The organism is Mycoplasmatota bacterium (assembly GCA_018394295.1).
In the GTDB taxonomy this organism is placed as follows: Bacteria; Bacillota_I; Bacilli_A; order Haloplasmatales; family Haloplasmataceae; genus JAENYC01.
In genome coordinates, this window is the sequence record CP074573.1 from 1314387 (window position 1) to 1333148 (window position 18762).

Annotated in this window: 19 protein-coding genes; all 19 read right to left on the minus strand. The window is 26.5% G+C overall.

Going from position 1 to position 18762, the window contains the following annotated elements; translation table 11 throughout:
- Positions 1-530 precede the first annotated feature (530 nt).
- Positions 531-1136: a hypothetical protein gene (locus tag KHQ81_06065; GenBank protein QVK19263.1), complete on the minus strand. Its 606-nt coding sequence runs from the start codon at positions 1134-1136 to the stop codon at positions 531-533.
- Between the two features lie 612 nt (positions 1137-1748).
- A complete protein-coding gene (locus KHQ81_06070) occupies positions 1749-2195 on the minus strand; it encodes a hypothetical protein (protein QVK19264.1) in 447 nt (148 codons plus the stop codon).
- An 89-nt stretch (positions 2196-2284) separates the two neighbouring features.
- Positions 2285-2845: a hypothetical protein gene (locus KHQ81_06075; GenBank protein ID QVK19265.1), complete on the minus strand. Its 561-nt coding sequence runs from the start codon at positions 2843-2845 to the stop codon at positions 2285-2287.
- Between the two features lie 413 nt (positions 2846-3258).
- On the minus strand, positions 3259-3423 hold the full coding sequence (locus tag KHQ81_06080) for a hypothetical protein (protein QVK19266.1): 165 nt from the start codon (positions 3421-3423) through the stop codon (positions 3259-3261).
- A gap of 120 nt (positions 3424-3543) precedes the next feature.
- Positions 3544-3882, minus strand: coding sequence for a hypothetical protein (locus KHQ81_06085; GenBank protein QVK19267.1), 339 nt, complete (start codon positions 3880-3882; stop codon positions 3544-3546).
- 378 nt (positions 3883-4260) lie between these two features.
- Positions 4261-4668 carry a hypothetical protein gene (locus tag KHQ81_06090; protein QVK19268.1) on the minus strand — a complete coding sequence of 136 codons (408 nt, stop codon included), beginning with the start codon at positions 4666-4668 and terminating at the stop codon, positions 4261-4263.
- A gap of 2 nt (positions 4669-4670) precedes the next feature.
- Positions 4671-5312, minus strand: a complete 642-nt coding sequence (locus KHQ81_06095) for an ATP-binding cassette domain-containing protein (GenBank protein QVK19569.1) — start codon at positions 5310-5312, stop codon at positions 4671-4673.
- A gap of 3 nt (positions 5313-5315) precedes the next feature.
- The gene (locus KHQ81_06100) at positions 5316-5579 is read right to left on the minus strand and encodes a hypothetical protein (GenBank protein QVK19570.1); all 264 of its coding nucleotides are present in this window, start codon (positions 5577-5579) and stop codon (positions 5316-5318) included.
- On the minus strand, positions 5576-5827 hold the full coding sequence (locus tag KHQ81_06105; protein ID QVK19269.1) for a hypothetical protein: 252 nt from the start codon (positions 5825-5827) through the stop codon (positions 5576-5578). Before KHQ81_06105 ends, KHQ81_06100 begins: the two co-directional genes overlap by 4 nt.
- A gap of 268 nt (positions 5828-6095) precedes the next feature.
- Positions 6096-6479: a hypothetical protein gene (locus tag KHQ81_06110; protein ID QVK19270.1), complete on the minus strand. Its 384-nt coding sequence runs from the start codon at positions 6477-6479 to the stop codon at positions 6096-6098.
- Positions 6480-7041: 562 nt separating this feature from the next.
- On the minus strand, positions 7042-8193 hold the full coding sequence (locus KHQ81_06115) for a putative DNA binding domain-containing protein (GenBank protein ID QVK19571.1): 1152 nt from the start codon (positions 8191-8193) through the stop codon (positions 7042-7044).
- A 320-nt stretch (positions 8194-8513) separates the two neighbouring features.
- Positions 8514-8927 (minus strand): membrane lipoprotein lipid attachment site-containing protein, encoded by a 414-nt coding sequence (locus tag KHQ81_06120; protein ID QVK19271.1) that lies wholly within the window; start codon positions 8925-8927, stop codon positions 8514-8516.
- 20 nt (positions 8928-8947) lie between these two features.
- The gene (locus tag KHQ81_06125; protein QVK19272.1) at positions 8948-9289 is read right to left on the minus strand and encodes a hypothetical protein; all 342 of its coding nucleotides are present in this window, start codon (positions 9287-9289) and stop codon (positions 8948-8950) included.
- Positions 9290-9295: 6 nt separating this feature from the next.
- Positions 9296-15034: a hypothetical protein gene (locus tag KHQ81_06130; protein QVK19273.1), complete on the minus strand. Its 5739-nt coding sequence runs from the start codon at positions 15032-15034 to the stop codon at positions 9296-9298.
- Positions 15035-15633: 599 nt separating this feature from the next.
- Entirely contained in the window at positions 15634-16374 is a 741-nt protein-coding gene (locus KHQ81_06135) for an IS110 family transposase (protein ID QVK19572.1), read from the minus strand.
- 602 nt (positions 16375-16976) lie between these two features.
- Entirely contained in the window at positions 16977-17276 is a 300-nt protein-coding gene (locus tag KHQ81_06140; GenBank protein QVK19274.1) for a hypothetical protein, read from the minus strand.
- Between the two features lie 94 nt (positions 17277-17370).
- Entirely contained in the window at positions 17371-17772 is a 402-nt protein-coding gene (locus KHQ81_06145) for a hypothetical protein (GenBank protein QVK19275.1), read from the minus strand.
- 287 nt (positions 17773-18059) lie between these two features.
- On the minus strand, positions 18060-18416 hold the full coding sequence (locus KHQ81_06150) for an RHS repeat-associated core domain-containing protein (GenBank protein ID QVK19573.1): 357 nt from the start codon (positions 18414-18416) through the stop codon (positions 18060-18062).
- Positions 18417-18422: 6 nt separating this feature from the next.
- Positions 18423-18632 (minus strand): hypothetical protein, encoded by a 210-nt coding sequence (locus tag KHQ81_06155; GenBank protein ID QVK19276.1) that lies wholly within the window; start codon positions 18630-18632, stop codon positions 18423-18425.
- Positions 18633-18762 lie beyond the last annotated feature (130 nt).

Sequence of the window (18762 nt, forward strand, 5' to 3'; positions counted from 1 at the left end):
AACATATAAGTAAAATCATTGACATAAATATATTACCATATTTTTACAGTTAGTACTATATATTCAAATAAAAATCATACTACTAATGATAAATCTATTGGCGTGTTAATTTCATATGCATTTTTAATACTATAAGTTAAAAAAAGAAAACTACACTAGTTTGTAATTTTCCATCCTATTTTTTGCTTATATTTTATATAGAACCTAAATATGTTCTATTTTTTATAACATTTCATCCTTACTTATGGTACCACTCATCGTTATTAATTCTAAACAAACTTAGTTCTTGTTCAGACAGAGTTATTTATATTGGTATATAAAGGAAGATTATTCCCTCAATCACTATTATTAGTATATATAAGGCTATTTCCTAATTAGCGATACTAGTTTAGTAAAATAATTGGCCCTCTTTTTGATAAGGGGACCGTGAAATATTAAGAAAAATGTTTTTATGCAATATAATATACAATAATTATTTGTTAACTTTTATAATAATTTTGCTCATTCCTAAATATACAAAAATATATAGTTTATAAATCTTGAAAGGCATTTTCTTTAGCTAAATTATAAATTTTATTTAACTCCTGTTTTTCTTGTGAAAAAAATGTTAATGCATTACCTTCACAACCTAAATCTCTTACGATTAAAACTACATATTTTTCTTTGTAAAAAAATCGAAATAAGTCACCTCCATTAAAATTATTCAAAGAAGCTAATAACATATCATCATTTCTAGCTAAAGTAATTGTTTCATTACGTAACAATGGAATATGATGAAATCCGATATTGCGAACTTTTGCGAATGCATATCTATGACTTTCACTTATGTAAAAATCTTCAGATTTATAATCTAATGGAATCTGTTTATATTTATTCCATAACCCTAAATGTTTTTCTACTGAGCTAAAATTAATGTCTTTTTTTTGTTCAACAATGATATACATTTTTTTATGTTCTTTACTTTTATATTTTTCAATGACAGAATTATATGCTTCCATAGATTCTTTTTTAAAAGCACTAATATTTTCAACTATCCAAGAGAATTCTTCTTTATTATTAGCTCCAATAGATAAACTTAAACAGTCTATATTCTTACTTAAATCAATATGTTGATTAATTTCTTTTTGATAATTCATACCTATCACTCCTTACTCTTATTCCAATAATGCTGATGAATTTGCAGAATATGGTGAAGAAGCACTTGTTGTAACTACTGTTGGAGGAACACTTGGTGCAATGATAGGATATTCAACCCATTCATCTACTTTTTCTAATTGTTTTGTTACTGGTACATTAATAAAAGAAAATATATTAATATTAAATGGTTAATATTTTAAATCTAGTCTTGTTTATCTTGTTCTTTGATTTTAGCCAAACATAATGGAAATACTTTTTTCCAGACAATATTCTTTCAATCAAACAAAAAATTACGCATATACCAGACATTATAAAGAATAGATTATGTAATAATTTTGATAACCAATGCTTTAATGGTATTTAATAAAGTATTATTTCTTGATTATCTTCAACCTTATAAATTGAAACATATCCTAAAAGATTGCTTTTTACAATATATTTATCACCATCTTTTGTTCACAAAATCTTACCATTTATTAAAATTAAATCTTTTCTTAAAAGTTATACTTCAATACCTTCTATTGATAAAAAAATTTTATTAAAGCATGTTTTATTGACTAAATACAATACGAATATTATAGATATAATAAAAAATAGTTCCACCAAAAATTTCACCCATTCGCCAAGTGTTTAATTAACTTAATAAAAGAATCATCCATTATATTATCGCTATCATATTGAATTACATTATCATAAATTTCTTGCCACAATTCTTTATAATTTAACAATGAACGAGTAAAAAAAATCTTTTTATTATTTACATATAAAATAACCATACCTATTTTATATGTGACTTTAGTAATATTATCCCAATAAATATCAATTGGCTTATTTCTGCTAACTATAAAATAATCGAAATGTAAATGTGTCGAATGTAAAGATATTCTATATGATAATTCTTGTTTTAATAAAATACTGCCTAAAACTATTGTCAACAATATTATTGTAATATAACTTCCTAAATTTTTAGAATAATACATAGTAAATATAGATATTAAAAGTGTGTAAAATATTGTGTAGTAAAAGATTTTAATTCTATTAAACTTATATACTTTCATAGTCCCCTCCGTTATTCAATGCTATACATATGGTTTAAGTAAATTATTTATTACAAGATTAAATATTTTTTTTATTTTTTAATTTGATTTCAAGATAATTTATCGAGGATATTATTACATTTATCTAACCAATTTTTAACCATATTTTTGGATATTTTTCTTACAACACAAGTTTTATAGTTTTCTTTAAATTCTTCATAACTTATATATTCATTTTTACCGTCAATAAAATCTTCAAAGTGCCACTGATAAGTAGGCGTAATTTCAATGACTATATCATTATTTAAATTATATATCCATGTTTGATAATTCATTGAATCCCATATCAAATATTTATCACCAATCCAATAGTAACCTTCCTTCTCTTTAACCATCTTTAATCCTGGTTTATTTTGAAAGTTCTCATTACTAATAAATCCTATTCCTTTTTCTATGATTGAACTATCTAGTTCTAATTTTCTATTAATGGCCTTGCTAAGTAATCTTTGAAATGTTTCAATCGCTTCACATAAGAAATCATTTGCGTACAAAATATACTCTCTTTCCATATTTCTAAAGAAAATTCTAACTTCTTCATATCTATTAAGGTCTTTATTACATGAAAATCTTTCAATTTCTATCTTTTCATCACTAGAAATAAATAAAGTCATCAAGTTACTCATCACGGTATAAACCTACCTTTCTTATCTACTAACCCTACTTTACGAAGAACTGAACGATTATTCAATCATTCTCTTAAATTGTACAATCCATATGAAGTTATATCGACAATAGCTTCACTTGAAATTGCTATTCCGGTAGATACTACTCTATAAATAGGTCTTATACCAGCTTTAGCTATTTCTACACTATATTACGATTCAAATCCATCAAACATATTTGTTACACCATATATTAAAGCATTGTACTAATCCAGCCTGTAGTCTTTTAAATAATTATAAATTCATTTCACTACTAGGATACCCAATAATCATTTTAGTTTTATCATCTACATTTTCTAACTTCTTTATTGATTCAAATTTTACTTCGTTTGAGTTATGATTAATGTTTTGTATTATTTTTTCTAATATATTTCTATATCTCTGTGATCAATTATTTTAATTACTAAATAATGATCACTATTAATAAAATCACTGTAATCATTGATTTCAACTGCAGAACTGCATTTATCAGGGTTAAATAATACTAGAAATTCTATATTACCATTTATGTCCTCTAATTGAAGCAATCTCTTCTTTGCTTGTTCAGATGTCACTTTTTTTATTTTATTAAGTTAAATCCACTCTGGATTTGAAAGATGTCATCATTTAGATTATAATTTATATCTGTTGTGATTAGATAATACCAATTAATAAATTCTTTTTAATTCAAACTCAATTTTTTCTGGTTTAAGTTTACCAAAAAAATCATAAGTAGGATGATAGTTATTATATATATGTAATATTGCAAGAATAATACCCTCATTAGTAAGTTCTTTTACTAATATTAAATTAGGTTCAATACAAAAGTAACCTGAATCTTGTATCGTTTCTTTAGACTCTCGATAAAATTCTTCATAATCATAAGCTATTAGATTATAATAATTATTATCTATCTTAACAATTATATAAGGTCTTCTACCTTTTTGCATCCAATATCCTTCTTCTTCTTCAGAATTATCAAGTAAATAAATCTCTATTTCATTCATAACTTTACCCTCCAAAAGGTGAAACTATTATTTTATATAACAATTCTTAAAATTCATTTTAACTCATTACTCTTCTTGGTATAATTTCATAGTGACCAGAGACAACTTGTGAAAATTTTAACTCTATAGGGTAATTATCTTTTTTATATGGTCCACCATGATTTTCTATGTTTTTATAATATGGAATGCAGATAAATCCAAATCAATTTTTGACCCTAAATAAGTTTCTATATCTTGAACTGATAATTCAGGAATATATATATATTCTCCTAAGTATCTACCTAGATAATTAATACTTATTACTAATTCATTCCCTTGTTTTGTTAATCTACCTATAAGTTGATCATTATATTGCTCAGTTAAGGGTAAAATTGGTATTCAATTTACATCAGCATCTATATTCAATTTTTCATCATATGTTTGTTGTGTCATAAATAGTTGCAGATATGTGTTTTTCTTTTCTACACTAAAAGAAGCTGCGTCAGACAAATCATTTTGAATCAATTTTTGATAATAAATCTCATAATCAGTATCTACAATCCCACATATTGTTAATTTTATTGAATTATTTTCATGTCCTAATAGGTCATTTTCATTTTTTAAACCCTCAAATACTCCATATTTAAGGAGCATATTTGCCATATAATCAGTTATAAGAACATTACCTATAGTACTTGGATAATTTCCAAATTTCAAAGAATAAAGATTCTTATTTTTATCATTTAATATTGTTACTTTATTAAATTTATTAGAATCATACTGTGATTTTGGTATGTAATTATCCATTATTATAAATGGAAATTTAGGTTTAAAGTGGAATTTACAAATTTAATTGACTTATAATTATCCATAAAGTAGTCATAATCTTCATTAGTAAATGAAACTAAGTTTTCGTTACTATCATTATCATCAGTATATTTGTTCATTGGAATAATATTAATATTCGTTTCATTAAAAGTTTTAATTGTTGCTTGACTAACATCATAGAAATTATATGATGTAGCAATAGTAACAAACATTATTGAACAGGCTAATAAGATAACCATAAAAAATAAATGAATTTTTTTATAAAATAAACTATTTAAAGCAAAATTAAAAATTGAACCGAGAGGTAATGAAGATCTTTTAAGTTCAAGAGTTTTTTTAAATTCAAAAGATTCTTTTTTATCTATTTTTGTTTTATCTGATATAATTTCACCATCTTTTAGTTGAATGATTCGATCACCATAAGCATTAACAAATTCTTCATCATGAGTAACCATAATAATTAATTTATCCTTTGATAATCTTTTTAGAATTTCTAGGATTGCTTTACTCGTTTCACTATCAAGATTTCCAGTAGGTTCATCAGCTACAATAATCTTAGGATTTTTAACTAATGCTCTTGCAATTGCAACTCTTTGTTTTTCTCCACCACTTAAATTGCTTATTTTTTAATCGTGATACTCTTGTAATTCTACTAATTCTAGAATATGTTTTACTCTTTTTTTAATTTCTCGTTTATTTATCTTTTGCAATTTAAGAGCTAATTCTATATTCTCACTGACAGTTAAGCGATTAATGTTATTGAATTCCTGAAATACAAACCCAATATATGTATTACGATATGTATCCCATTCATAACGTGAATATTCTTTAGTAGATTTATTGTTAATTATAAGTTCTCCTTGATCATAAGAATCTAAACCACCAATTATATTAAGGAGAGTTGATTTTCCACTTCCACTTGTATAGGAAGAGGAACATGAATAATTGGTTCATAGTGCCTAATAATTTCACTTATTATCACTAAATCTTTAGTAGTACTTGTACCTGTAGCAGGAACAATATTTGGTATATATTTATGATATATTCGAACAAGTATACTATCGTTTTTCCCAGCACTTAATAACTCTTTTGTACCGCTTACCTTAATCAAAATTAAGTTTATATCATAAAAATTCAAATTGATTATCCATGTTGATACTATTGTCATTTCCATGTTGATACAATTTTGATGTTGTCCTTAATAGTTCAGCACACCCTACTTTAGTTGTGCTGTCATACAAAAATTGCTGTCAAAATTGAATCATATGTTTCTACATACAAGTTGTGTTTGGACTTCAGTTTTGCTAATTTCCCCTATAAGTGAGAATAAACATTTTAAATTTTTTCTAAGATTTCTTAGTTGTATTTATTAATAAATTATTTGAGTTTTCGAAATTTCTTAACATTTATTTTAGAACTGTAAAATCACTATGTTCTTCGAATACTTTTTTACCATTTTTACTAAAGCAAGAATAATCTTCACATTGTTGAAATTGACATGTTTTTGAATTAACTACTGTATATCCATGTTCGCCAATAATATATATTCTATCATCTACATATTTATATTCATATATGTTAATTTCGATAGTTGATTGTTTTTCAATATTCATTAATCCATATGTCATTTCTCCATTGGGAAAATAACTTCGTAGTATTTGTAAAGTACCATCTCCAAAAATTTCAAGTGTATCTTTCCCGGGTATATATTTATATTTTGAACATCCAGCCACAATAGATAAAAGAATAGTAAAGATTAAAATAAATTTAATATATCCATTTAATTTCATACACTCAATTACTCCTTTTTTAATTATTTAATAGCATAATCAAAATCAACATATATTCCATAACCATTTATAATTCCTGAAGTTTGAAGTGGTAATACACAATTATTAACAATATTAGGAATAGTAAAATGTCTGTACTCTTACCCCATTTTATTTTACTGTTCGTCATGATTCGGTTATTCAAATAATTTATTTTGCGAAAACATCATACATAAAGATAATTTTTAAGGCATAAAAACACTCATTTTTAACGTTTTTAAGGGCTATTTTTAGCCTAAAACCTAAACAAATAGACGAAATGAAAAGCACCATAAAGCCATAAAAGCATATTAATATAAAGGCATTCTAGATTTAACCACAATATTTTTATGCTTTTTACTACCCCCCCTAGCTAATTCCGCGAAAATTCACATGAAAGCCTGGCGCGGTCAACAGTATGATAGTTGTAGAGATTTAAGCCCCCCTACTGTCTGAATTTGAGTGGAAAGTCCATCAAAAACTTTGTTTTAGCTCTAGTAATCCATCAAGTCCTAGTTTCAATACTAATGTGTTTAAAAACCAATTAAAACTTTTTATTTTTAAATTCTATCAACATTCTTTTTAAAATTTGCACATCCTTATATTGCCTCTTAAATTTCTCCATAATATATCCATCTATTTTAGGAAAGTGTGGTACCCATACATCTTTTTCATACTCGCTCTTATTTTTCCAACTATTTAGTACATATTGTTTAAATTCCTCTTTTTCATTTTCTGAATCAAAATATAAAATACATCCTTTAAAATTGTTATGTGCCATAGTTTCTTCATCTCCATCAGGTTTGTAATAAAACTGATGAATAACATTATGGAGAGTATCCTTAATAAAGTACTTAAAGATGATATCCCAATTATGCTGTTGTGTTAATGATATTCCATCTGTCAATGGTGTTGGAGTAAAATACCTTCCACCATCAAGCAAAACCCCCTCTAAAGACATTAGTAAAGTTTGGTGATAATACAATCGAATTTTTCTCCAATGTGGTGTAATATCTGTTTGATTAAATAAATAATACTGATATGCATTTCCATCATCCTCCAGTGTAAATTCAATTGTAAACTCCGGAAAATAATTATGATATTTTTTTGATGTTTCCCAATTCGTAGGAGATTCTACCCAATCATCTGATTTTTCTAAATAATATTTTATACGATCAATTGGTGTAGATATCAACCTAAATCTTTTCTTCCACAAATATTCTACATAATGAATTTCTGCTAACATATTTTTGGGTGTATTTGTATCCATTAATCTAGTATAAATATTATTCGCATAGACATCTCTATAGTTTTCAGTTAAATAAAATGGCGTGTTATAATTATTTTTAATTACAATTACATCGATTTCCCCTGTTGTAAAGTTAACTGCTTGTACATAAACAGTAGGTCTTATTCCACCTGCAAACTTTTTACTCCTAATAAAATCAACTAATTTTTGTGTATTCATTCTATAACTATCATTGCTAACACTTTTGACTTTATAAGAGTTTTCTTCATCAATGCCTAATATTATGAAACTATCTGTATTCTCCAAATTATTCGCCATGCATATTATGTCATGTAACAAATCAGCAATTTTATCTTTCGAATACCATTCTCTTTTAAAATCCCAATATGCTCCTTCTTGTTTAAAATTAATTAATTCTTGTACCTTATCTTTAAGCTCTAATAATATTTCTCCCTTTCAAAGTAATAATATATCGGTAATTAAATTGTAAGGTAAACTTCTAATTTATCAACTTAACCTCCTGTAACTGAATCTGTCTCTTAAAAACTAAGGATTTCCCAACATAGATATCATCAGTTTAATAATGATTCATTCAATATCGGGAAACCCTTTTATAATTAAAATATTTAAGTTGTAATTTTTACTTTCTTATATTAAAGCCACATGCACAATGTGTGTTTTGTCCTTAGCACTAATAAAAACACATTGCATTCATATCATTGCTTTTCAATAACACTTATTAAAGTACAATTCAGGAGTATTCATAATCAATTAATATATTTTGATATCAAATTGTCAAAATCTTCTTTAGAACATTGTCTCTTATACCAGGCTATTTCTTTTCCTTCTTTACTATATCTTTTAGTTCCTCTTTGAGCAATAACTTCATATTCTTGATTTTTATAAAAAATCCTAATACTGTAACCGTCCATAGTAGGTGGATCTCCAAATGGATATTCAAACTTTATTTTAGAAAGGTCTGATAATATTTCATTATTTTCCTCAGAGTCTAATGTATATAATATTGTAGCTTCATTTTCTGATTGAGGGTAGTTTAGCTCTATTATCTCAATTTTTTCAACATTGTTTACTAACTTATTAAAATCATAGTTATAATCTGATCTGCAACCGGTTAATAGAAAAATCAAAACAATGAATATCAAATTAAATATCTTTTTCATCTTCTCCTCCTCTTAATTATCTAAATCAATAAATATAAAATTCCTAACGGCAAGGAACCTTTATTATATCCTGACGACCTATTTACTCCTCCAAACCAATCAGCTGTTCTTTCCCATGGTGCAGAATAATATTCTTTTTCTGATGGATTTCGATAATAATTAATTACTGAAGGAATTGCAATCCGGGGGATATATAAAGGACCTAGTATCCTTTCTTGTATTGAGTGACCCCATTCGTGTTTTAATGTTGATTTATCCTCACTGTCATTTAACCATACAGTTCCAAAAATTGAACATGTCCCAATTTGGTTTTGTCTTACAACCAAACTACCTTTGTAAAAAGATAATACTTTCGAATCCAAAGCTACTTATTCACTTTGATTAAATGGATTAAAACTTCCATTTTTCCAATCATCAGCTAAATCATCCCATCTACCTTGAACCATTGCGGTTCCAATTGTTGTTACTGCAACAATAGTTTTTGCAGGGATATTACTAACTGTACCCCAAATAGTATTACCCCAATCCCAAATTTCTTTCCATAAATAACCACTTGGATCGATTCTCATTACAGGATTATTTGCACAATAAGCATACATATTATGAGATAATATTTCACCAGTCTCTCCTATTATTCCATCCGCATTGATAAACCGACCAATCTCAGGATTATAATAACGACTGTTGAGATAGTACCAGCCTGTCTCTTCATCATATCTATATCCACGGTATCTATATGGATTTATATTACCGAGATTAATACCTGAGTAATCCGCTTTTTTTACAATGTTACCCCATGCATCATACTCATATTCTACTTTTAAATTACCATTGATATCCCTTATTTCTATAATATCACCAAATAAGTTTCTTGCATAGAAATAATCATTATCATTATAATTAAAACCTATTATCTTACCATCTACATCATAAGTATAATATATGATTTTGTTGTCTGATGATTTCTCGTATATAACTTTATCGCCTACTACATAATAATCAGTAATTTTTCCTCTGAAATTCTTTTGAGTTCTTATACCTTGATCATTATACTTAAATGATACACCAATAGAATAAGATACTAATTGTCTACCTTCCCAAGTTAAGGTTGCTCCATTAATTTTAGTTGGGTTACCACTATTATCATATTCAAATCCATTTAACATTCCATCTCTGTAAACTACTTGATCTTTCCATTTATTACCATAATAATACCAAGCACTCCCATTGAGTAATGGAGTAGAAATTGTTGATGCTGTTGTATAAGCATATATTTTTTTGCTTGAAAAATTACCATAATCATCATAATCGTATACGTATGTTTTATTAGCTACAGGATTATCTTCTCTTATTAATTGCCCTAATGAATCATAATAATAATTAGTTGTTCCTGTTTTATAATCATAAATTGATGTTATATTTCCATTTTTATCATAGGTAAAGGTTTGTAATCTACTACCAATTCTTAGACTCTTTACTCTTAAAGATACGTTCCCATTTTTAACAACACCTGCATCTAAAGGCGTATTATCAGCATATATATATTTAGTATTAAGAATTGTTGTTGCACCCATTTTTAAGGTAATATCTGTTAATCTTCCTATACCTTCTGTTGTATCTTCATAAATATAATCTTTTTCAACTGTTCCATTACTAGTAGAAAAAGTTGTTTTATCATAAATTCCTTTTGAGAAATCATATATATATTCTACTTCTCTATTTTTACCGTTAACATTATATCCAAATTTATTAGTGTTTCCGGTATTAGAATCATACTCATAACTTACTGTATTACCTAATTCATCAGTTACATCTTTTAGATGACCTGACAAATCATAATTATAATAGTATTGTTTATTATTCACAATATCCTTATACACAGCTATATTTCCTAAAGAATCATACTCATATTTATGCTTTGTTACATATGTACTAGTACCACTTTCTTTAAACTGCATTTCAGTAATTTGATTTTCACTATTATAAATAAATTTAATACTATCACCATTACCATATATTTGTTCATCTAACCTCGTTGTTTTGTAACTTCCATAAGTTTCATAAATATACTGAATTAAGGTCATATCCGCAACTTGAATATTTTCAAGTCTTCCTAAATCATCATAATTGAAAATGTATTTAAATCCATTAACTTCAACATTTTTTAATTTTCCATTTTCATAATTATAAATTGAATTTGAATTTCCTTTAATAACTTCATGTAACCTACCTAAATCATCATAGTCATAAGATGTTGTTACACCATTGGGGTCAACTACACTATCTAACTTTCCTGTTGATGTATTATGATTATAATCTATAATATTCCCAAATTCATCTTCAATTTTATCAATATAATTTCCATAATTTGCATAAGTAATTTTCCCACCAAACCATTTTCCTGACAAATCATTCCCATACTTAAGACTAGTTGGGTTACCATATGAATCGTAATCAAATGTAGATTTAATATTATTTGCTGATGTTATTGTTTTTAATCTTCTAACTATATCATAAGTTACTGATGTTGTACTCATACCATTGGAAATTCCAGAAATATCATTCTTATTTGATGATTCATAAATAAATGAAGTATCGTTATTAATCCCTGGGTGATTAATATTTATAATATTCCCATCATTATTATAAGAATAACTAGATCCAAACTCTTCAATATATAATTGCATATTGTCTACATATAAATTACTATAACCTTTATAACTTACTTCAACACTAAGTAAAGTTCCATACAAATAAGGGTTAAATTTAAACATTAAGTATTGCCACTCATTTATATTTTTATTAATATCATAAGTCGCTGCATTTAAACTTCCATCCGGAGCTCTATAATTTAATATAATTTGTACCTCTTCATTTGTGTTATGAGGTATATCTCCTTTAAACCAGCCTCCAAATATAACTTCATTTGCGTTCGTTGTTATGCCTGTTATATTTTGTTTAATATACTTTCTAGTTCCATAACTTGTTAATTTAACACTTTTATCTTTTAAAACTTTATTGTATATTCCAGAAGTATTATTACTTACTAAACTAGCCCCATTATTTGACCAACCACTTAAACTATTTTCAAAAGAAGAATTTTCAAAGTAATTAAATCTTTGATTAATAAATCCCTCATCTATTTGTATTTGATCAAAATAAGCTTTACCAATTCCTACTTTATTTTTTAATACAATAGTTATGTTTGTGTCATCCTTTTCTACCGAAAACTGTAGTTTGTATTTTTCCCATTTACCACTACCTTGTATTTCATATATTGTTCCTTTTGAACTAGCTCCTTCTACATCAATATATGCACCTACCCCTCCGATACTATCATAATCACTATTGATATACCCGGAAACAGTATAAGTTCCTTGATCTAATACTACAGTTTGTCGAAGTTCTAATCGATCTACATTAAGATTACCTAAACCATTTCTGGATAAGACACTGCAAGATGTATTTGGTACTCCATATACAGATTCTGTACTAAATAATCCACAATTATCTTCTGCCTTAACTGTTCCTACGTTGTTTTCAATAACTGTACTCCAATTATCAAGCCCAAACTCAAAACTGTGATTATTAAGAGGATTAACAATATTTTTTTGAGGTGATGATATTTCTTCTATTTTATTATTTAATTTATAATTTCCATTAATATCTTCGTCAAAAATATCAGAATATTTATAATATTGTGCATTTCCATAACTATCTAATATGTTAATTGTATGACCATATGTATCAAAACTATAATATACTTCATTTCCTTTAAAATCAGTAAATTTTGTTCTTTTGAATAAGTAATCAAAAGACATATAACCTAATGAATCTTTACCATTTTTTTCTTCAACTCTAGTAACATTAAGAGATTTATATTGATAATTTAACTGATTTCCAAAGGAATTATAAACATCGGTTATTTGCGATAACGAATCATATACAAACGTAGCTTTAAAATCAGCGACATTGTATTTATCATAAAGTTGAACATAATCAATTTGATTATTAATATAGTTTATTTTATAATAATTTCCATCAGGTAACAATATCTTATCTATTATCCCTGAATTATATTGAAAATCAACTTTATTACCTAATGTATCCATTACATAATCAATTTGGTCTGATGATCCTATGTAGTAAATATCAATATCATTTCCATTAATATCTAGTAGTTTTGCTAATCTACCATAATTATCAAATTTCTTTATTGTACCATCTTTCATGACAATTTCGTGAGAATAGGCACTAGAGTAATATCCAAAAATTGCATAATCAAAAGAACCATCTTCTGATATACCACAACTATCAGCAATACCTGGACTTATTCCAAAATCTGTACAAGAAGTATCAATGAAATACTTTTTAGTTCCATCTCCATCTATATAACGATAATAAATATTTGAATCTCCATCATCAAATTGGTCTTGTCCGATTCTTTCATTTAAATTAGTACGCCAACCATTTCCATACCCAATATTAGTATTAAAATTATTTGAATTATGAACAAACGATATAGTAAATGGTGTTCTTAATGTTGGATTAGTATACAAAGGTAATGTCCAAGTTAAGTCACCAGTCGCATCATTAACATATCCAGTTCCAGCTTCACCTAATGATTGAGAATGATACGTCCAATAATCTTCTAGTCCTGTATTGTCAACATATCCTACATGAAAAATTGGTTTAATTGATGAATTACTATTTTCACTAGATGCAAAATCAACGTATTGATTTGGATTTTCCAACTCTAATTTTATACCATAATAACCACCATTAGCTTCCCAATATTTTACTACATCGGTAATATCAAAAGTAACCATTTTGTTTGTTGACGTGATAAATTGATAATCCGTTATTGTACTGCTTGAACTTGGAGCATTAGAAGCATTTATCCTTGGTGCATACCAGTTACTTGTAATCCTAGAAGCATTTACTTTACAACCTTCAGTAGGACAACCACTACGACTAGTTACATATAAACTTAAATCTGAATAGGTTAACAATTTCCCACTTAAGGTACTAGGGAGATTAAATTTAATAAAACCTTCCATAATTGTCGAGTATGTATCATCAATTCCTAATTTTATATATGAAGAGCCAGCATAATTTGTAAATTCATCTTTAGGATTATTCATATCAAATCTTGTATACGTATCATATATATTTCCTGAAAAAATCTTATAAGTAGGATCTATTATAACTGGATAGGTAGCGTTTTTTAACCATTCATCACTTGGTTTTATTGTTAGTATATATTCCTTCTTCTTGTTCTTTATAATCGACATATCAATGTCATTTGAATAATTACTATTATTATCAAGCATAAACAATTTTTCTATTAAATAGGTTAATTTTCCATCTTTATAAAATTCAATATTACCCTCTTCAGTTACCAACATCTCTACATCTTTTACATCAATCACAAATGACATTTCAAAATTATCAATATAGTCATTTAAAATAATGTTTTCCTTTAATGTATCACCTTGTATTAAGTATTCAATATCAACATTATTCATTATATTAGAATATTTAACCTTACTGCTGTTATTTAATTTAGTGTAATGATTTTTTTCTTCAACACCTAATTCAACAACTTCTAAATCACTACCTTTTATCCCAAGAATATTAAATTTGAGTTTAACTCCATTATTATTTAAAGTTATTGATTTATTTTCTTTAATTTTTTTTGGAAATTTAATATTAAATGAATTTTTCTTATTTTTTTTATAATTTCCTGTTTCATCATCTTGTAATGAATTATCTATTTCTTTCCATACACCATTTTCTTGATAGTGAACTGCATCCTTATACGCTACAAACTCATAAGTACCATCATCTTTTCTAAACACTTTTCCATTTTTTTTACGTTCACTGTTAACCTCATATAATATTTTTCCACTTCTTGGATTTCTTTCTTTTTCTTTATTAAAATGGTTTAGAAAACCTGTAGAACTTGTAGCTCTGGCAAATACGCCGATATCAATCGTAGAAAATACAATTGCTAATACTAATAGAACACATAAAATTTTTTTTCCTTTTAACATAAATTTTCTTATATGATTACAATTTATATACACCCTACTTAACGGTGTCACAAAAATCCCTCCTATTGTTTTATAACCTATTAACTAACTAACTCTAATTGTATAGATTTTTCGATAATGATAAAATACATTTGAATTAACAAATATAGAAACATTAATCATTGTTTTGAATAAAAGAATTTGATGTTAGATGATTTTTTCAAAAACATACCAACTCCTCCTAATTTTAATTCGAAATATAATAACGCATTTATTATATCACAAGAATTAAGATTTTTGGAAATTATTGTCAAATATTGTAGAATATTGTAGAATCAATTATTAATAAGAGTAAATTATTGACTATTTTTATATCTGCTAGACTTAGTCTGTAGACAAGTATATTTGTGAATTATTAAATAGTCTAAGTGTTTTAATGAAAAAGAAGATAATAACAAACACAAAGCAGTAATTTATTAACCTATAGTTGCTGATATTAATCTAATATTTATTCATATTCTTTTTTTTATTAAATTTTGTTATAATATACGCAAATGAGACCAACTATGAATTGTCAAGCGAAAAATAACAAAATTTTATAAAACATTTGTTTAATTAAAATGAATATGCTAAAAGAACCATAAATATGGCGAAAAAATTCACAAGTTAAATTAAGCTAAATTAAAAGAAGAATTAGTAGTTAATATTTTGTAAATTACTCTAACCAATTTATGACCAACATGATCTAACGCATTATAGTGAGATTTACCTTGAGAAATCTTTAAGTCATAGTAATCTTTAAATATTTTATTATTTTTAGATACATTATAAGCTGCATACACTAATGCCCAACGAAGCATTCTATTACCACGTTTAGACATTCTTGTGGTTGAAGCTTTAAAATTACCAGATTGATAGACTCTAGGATCTAATCCTGCATAAGCTAATACTTTACTTGGAGAAGAAAACAGTGTAATATCTTTAATAGAGGAAAGAATAATCGCTGCTTGAATTATCCCCATACCAGGGATAGTCAGGATTGGTGAATTAAGCGATAAGACAATTGTCTCAATGTTGTTTTTAATTTCCTCTATCTGTTTTGAATAAAGTTCGATTTGTTCAATAGCTTGCTGGATTTGAAAGCCTAAAGAGTCTCTTTGGATGCCTACTGTGGTTAAACAAAGTTCCTTAAGCTCTATGGCCTTATCTTTACTATACCGACCGTGAGAAGCCTTGTGTAGTAATTTAGCTAGAGAATCAATTCGGACTTTATTTATTTTAGTGGGTAATGGATATTGTTTTAGAAGCTTATAAGCAATATTTAAATGAAGATTTCCTTTGAAATACTTATGTAATTCAGGAAATGCTTGTTCAAGATAGGCAACGTATTGAATCTTTGTTCTAGTGCGCATTGTCTTAATATTTTGATAAGACCTACATAAGTCTTTTAATTCTAAGAGCCTATTGTTAAATGGAGTGCAGAAATATACAATGCTATATTTAATAATGATTTAGATAGTTTTCTATGTATCATGATTATGACTTTCATTGATTTAATTTATCATACAAATGACCGAAGTACTAGCATCCAATCTACTCAAATTTCAGCTGGTTGGTATCTTAAGAAGAATAAGGATATAGATGATATATTAAATGATCATTTTAAACCCAAAAATAAATCTTAGTGATTATTAAAAAGGTTACCAACCTGATTAAGCTAGTAACCTAATTATACTGAAGACCACAAAAAAGGTGATTACAATCTTAGTTGATCACCTTTTCTTTTGGAATGTATTAATCCTTTACAGGTTTATTCTTTTTTTATAGTCTATTGTCATAAAATAAAAATAGTAAATTTATTATACTCAATGGTAATGTAACAGCAAAATGAATGATATTCATACATGTCTTTTTTTGACCCTTTATTTGTCTGATTTAATTATACAATTTGGGATGAAATAAAAATAATTTAATCAAAATACTTTTTAAATTTTTTTGTATCAAACCATAATTTTTATTCTATATTAGAATATTCATTTATATCAAACTTTATAGCTAAAAACCACTTCAAAATCAAATTACTTAATTTGTATAGAGATAGTACAATAGCTGTATAAAATGAAATATTAATAATAAATGCTCCATATTCTTGTGGTACTTTAGACAAATCCTTAGCTATAAAGTATGCAATATATCCAACTCCTGCAGAAACAAATGGAACAGCCTTATATTCTCTATTTCTTTTATTATAGGCAATATTTCTCATTATAATGATGAAAATAATGTTGATTCCATTAGATATTTCCAAAAACAAGATGTGTTAAGACTGCTATGTTACTAATATTTCGCAATATATATGAAAGCGAAATAGTAGAAACCCCATTTTAATCTAAACCATTTTCTTATTTTTAATTTGTTATAATCTCACCACTATTGGGATTAACTAAATGAATACTTTTACCAATTACCTTAATCGTAATATCATGACATCCAATATTTTCATCTGCATGAATTGCTTCAATTGTAATATCATAAAATCCATTATCTAATTCTGTAGCGTAAATTGAATATATCTCATCATTTGGGAACAATCCTGAAGCATCAAACACAATATTTTTAATATCATTTATTACAATAATACCATTTTCAATATCTTCCTTATTATAAAAATGCCAATTACCATCTATGCTCCTTATTCTTGATATTCGATTTAAATGAATTTCTAATTTATTATTATAAGAATCAATTATTATTTTTTTAATAATTCTATCCCCTAGATAGATTGTTGTTAAAAAATCTACACAATTCAATATTCTCAATCTCCTTTCAATTTAACGAATAATCCAATGTGCTGCTTCACTAAATCAATCAACAACTGTACCCCAAACATCTATAGATTTACCTTGACCGCGCATGAAAAGACCTGTACCTAGTAAATGACCATGTCCGTTTGGTGTAGGATTATTTGGATGTCCGTATGAATCAAGACGATGATAATTTCAACGATTTGGATATCCAGATGGAGCTGGTAATAAAGGTGGTAGTGCATCTTGTTCATTGAGTTCAATAAGCATTGCCCCTGTAACACCTACAACAATTAAACCTGCCGAAATAACTTGCCCAGCACCAGGGAATAATGCAGTATATGCTGCTGCTTCAAAGCATGCAGAAGCAAATAATGTAGCAGATTACTAAACGTACCATGAGGATCAATATAATTTACTGGATTATTCTGAGTATAAGCGTACATATTCTTCCCTAGAATACTAGGATTTAATCGACCATCAGTATTAATAAATCTACTTATTTCAGGGTTATAATATCTACTATTTAAATAATACCAGCCTGTTTCTTCATCAAATCGATATCCTCTATAACGATATGGATTTATTTTTGCTATATCAAGTTCAGTTTTTTCTATTCCATCTGCATTGTAATTTTTTGTTTGAATGATATTACCTCATGCATTGCAACTATATGTTACCACAACTTTCCCTGTTATATCAATAATTTTAACAACATCATTTTGTATATTTCTTATATAAAAGTATTCTTGTCCTTTATAATTAATACTAATTAGTGTTTCATCAACATCATAGGTGTAATAAATATTATCTGTTGATACAATTGTTCTATTAACAACATTGTTTATCTTTTCTGATAATACCATATCTCCATCTAAATAATATATATATTCATCATAATTTAATTAATCTGTTGCTATTTTTTTATAAGTTCTTATTCCATTATCATTATAACGAATCTTTTGTTAATTCTACTTAACAGTAAAAGAAATTGTT

What these genes read in the sequence shown, in the direction of transcription:
- KHQ81_06065 (QVK19263.1), bottom strand. Translation starts at nt 1,136, where the DNA reads ATGAATTATCAAAAAGAAATTAATCAACATATTGATTTAAGTAAGAAT.
- KHQ81_06070 (QVK19264.1), bottom strand. Translation starts at nt 2,195, where the DNA reads ATGAAAGTATATAAGTTTAATAGAATTAAAATCTTTTACTACACAATA.
- KHQ81_06075 (QVK19265.1), bottom strand. Translation starts at nt 2,845, where the DNA reads ATGACTTTATTTATTTCTAGTGATGAAAAGATAGAAATTGAAAGATTT.
- KHQ81_06085 (QVK19267.1), bottom strand. Translation starts at nt 3,882, where the DNA reads ATGAATGAAATAGAGATTTATTTACTTGATAATTCTGAAGAAGAAGAA.
- KHQ81_06090 (QVK19268.1), bottom strand. Translation starts at nt 4,668, where the DNA reads ATGGATAATTACATACCAAAATCACAGTATGATTCTAATAAATTTAAT.
- KHQ81_06110 (QVK19270.1), bottom strand. Translation starts at nt 6,479, where the DNA reads ATGAAATTAAATGGATATATTAAATTTATTTTAATCTTTACTATTCTT.
- KHQ81_06120 (QVK19271.1), bottom strand. Translation starts at nt 8,927, where the DNA reads ATGAAAAAGATATTTAATTTGATATTCATTGTTTTGATTTTTCTATTA.
- KHQ81_06135 (QVK19572.1), bottom strand. Translation starts at nt 16,374, where the DNA reads ATGCGCACTAGAACAAAGATTCAATACGTTGCCTATCTTGAACAAGCA.
- KHQ81_06155 (QVK19276.1), bottom strand. Translation starts at nt 18,632, where the DNA reads ATGGTATTATCAGAAAAGATAAACAATGTTGTTAATAGAACAATTGTA.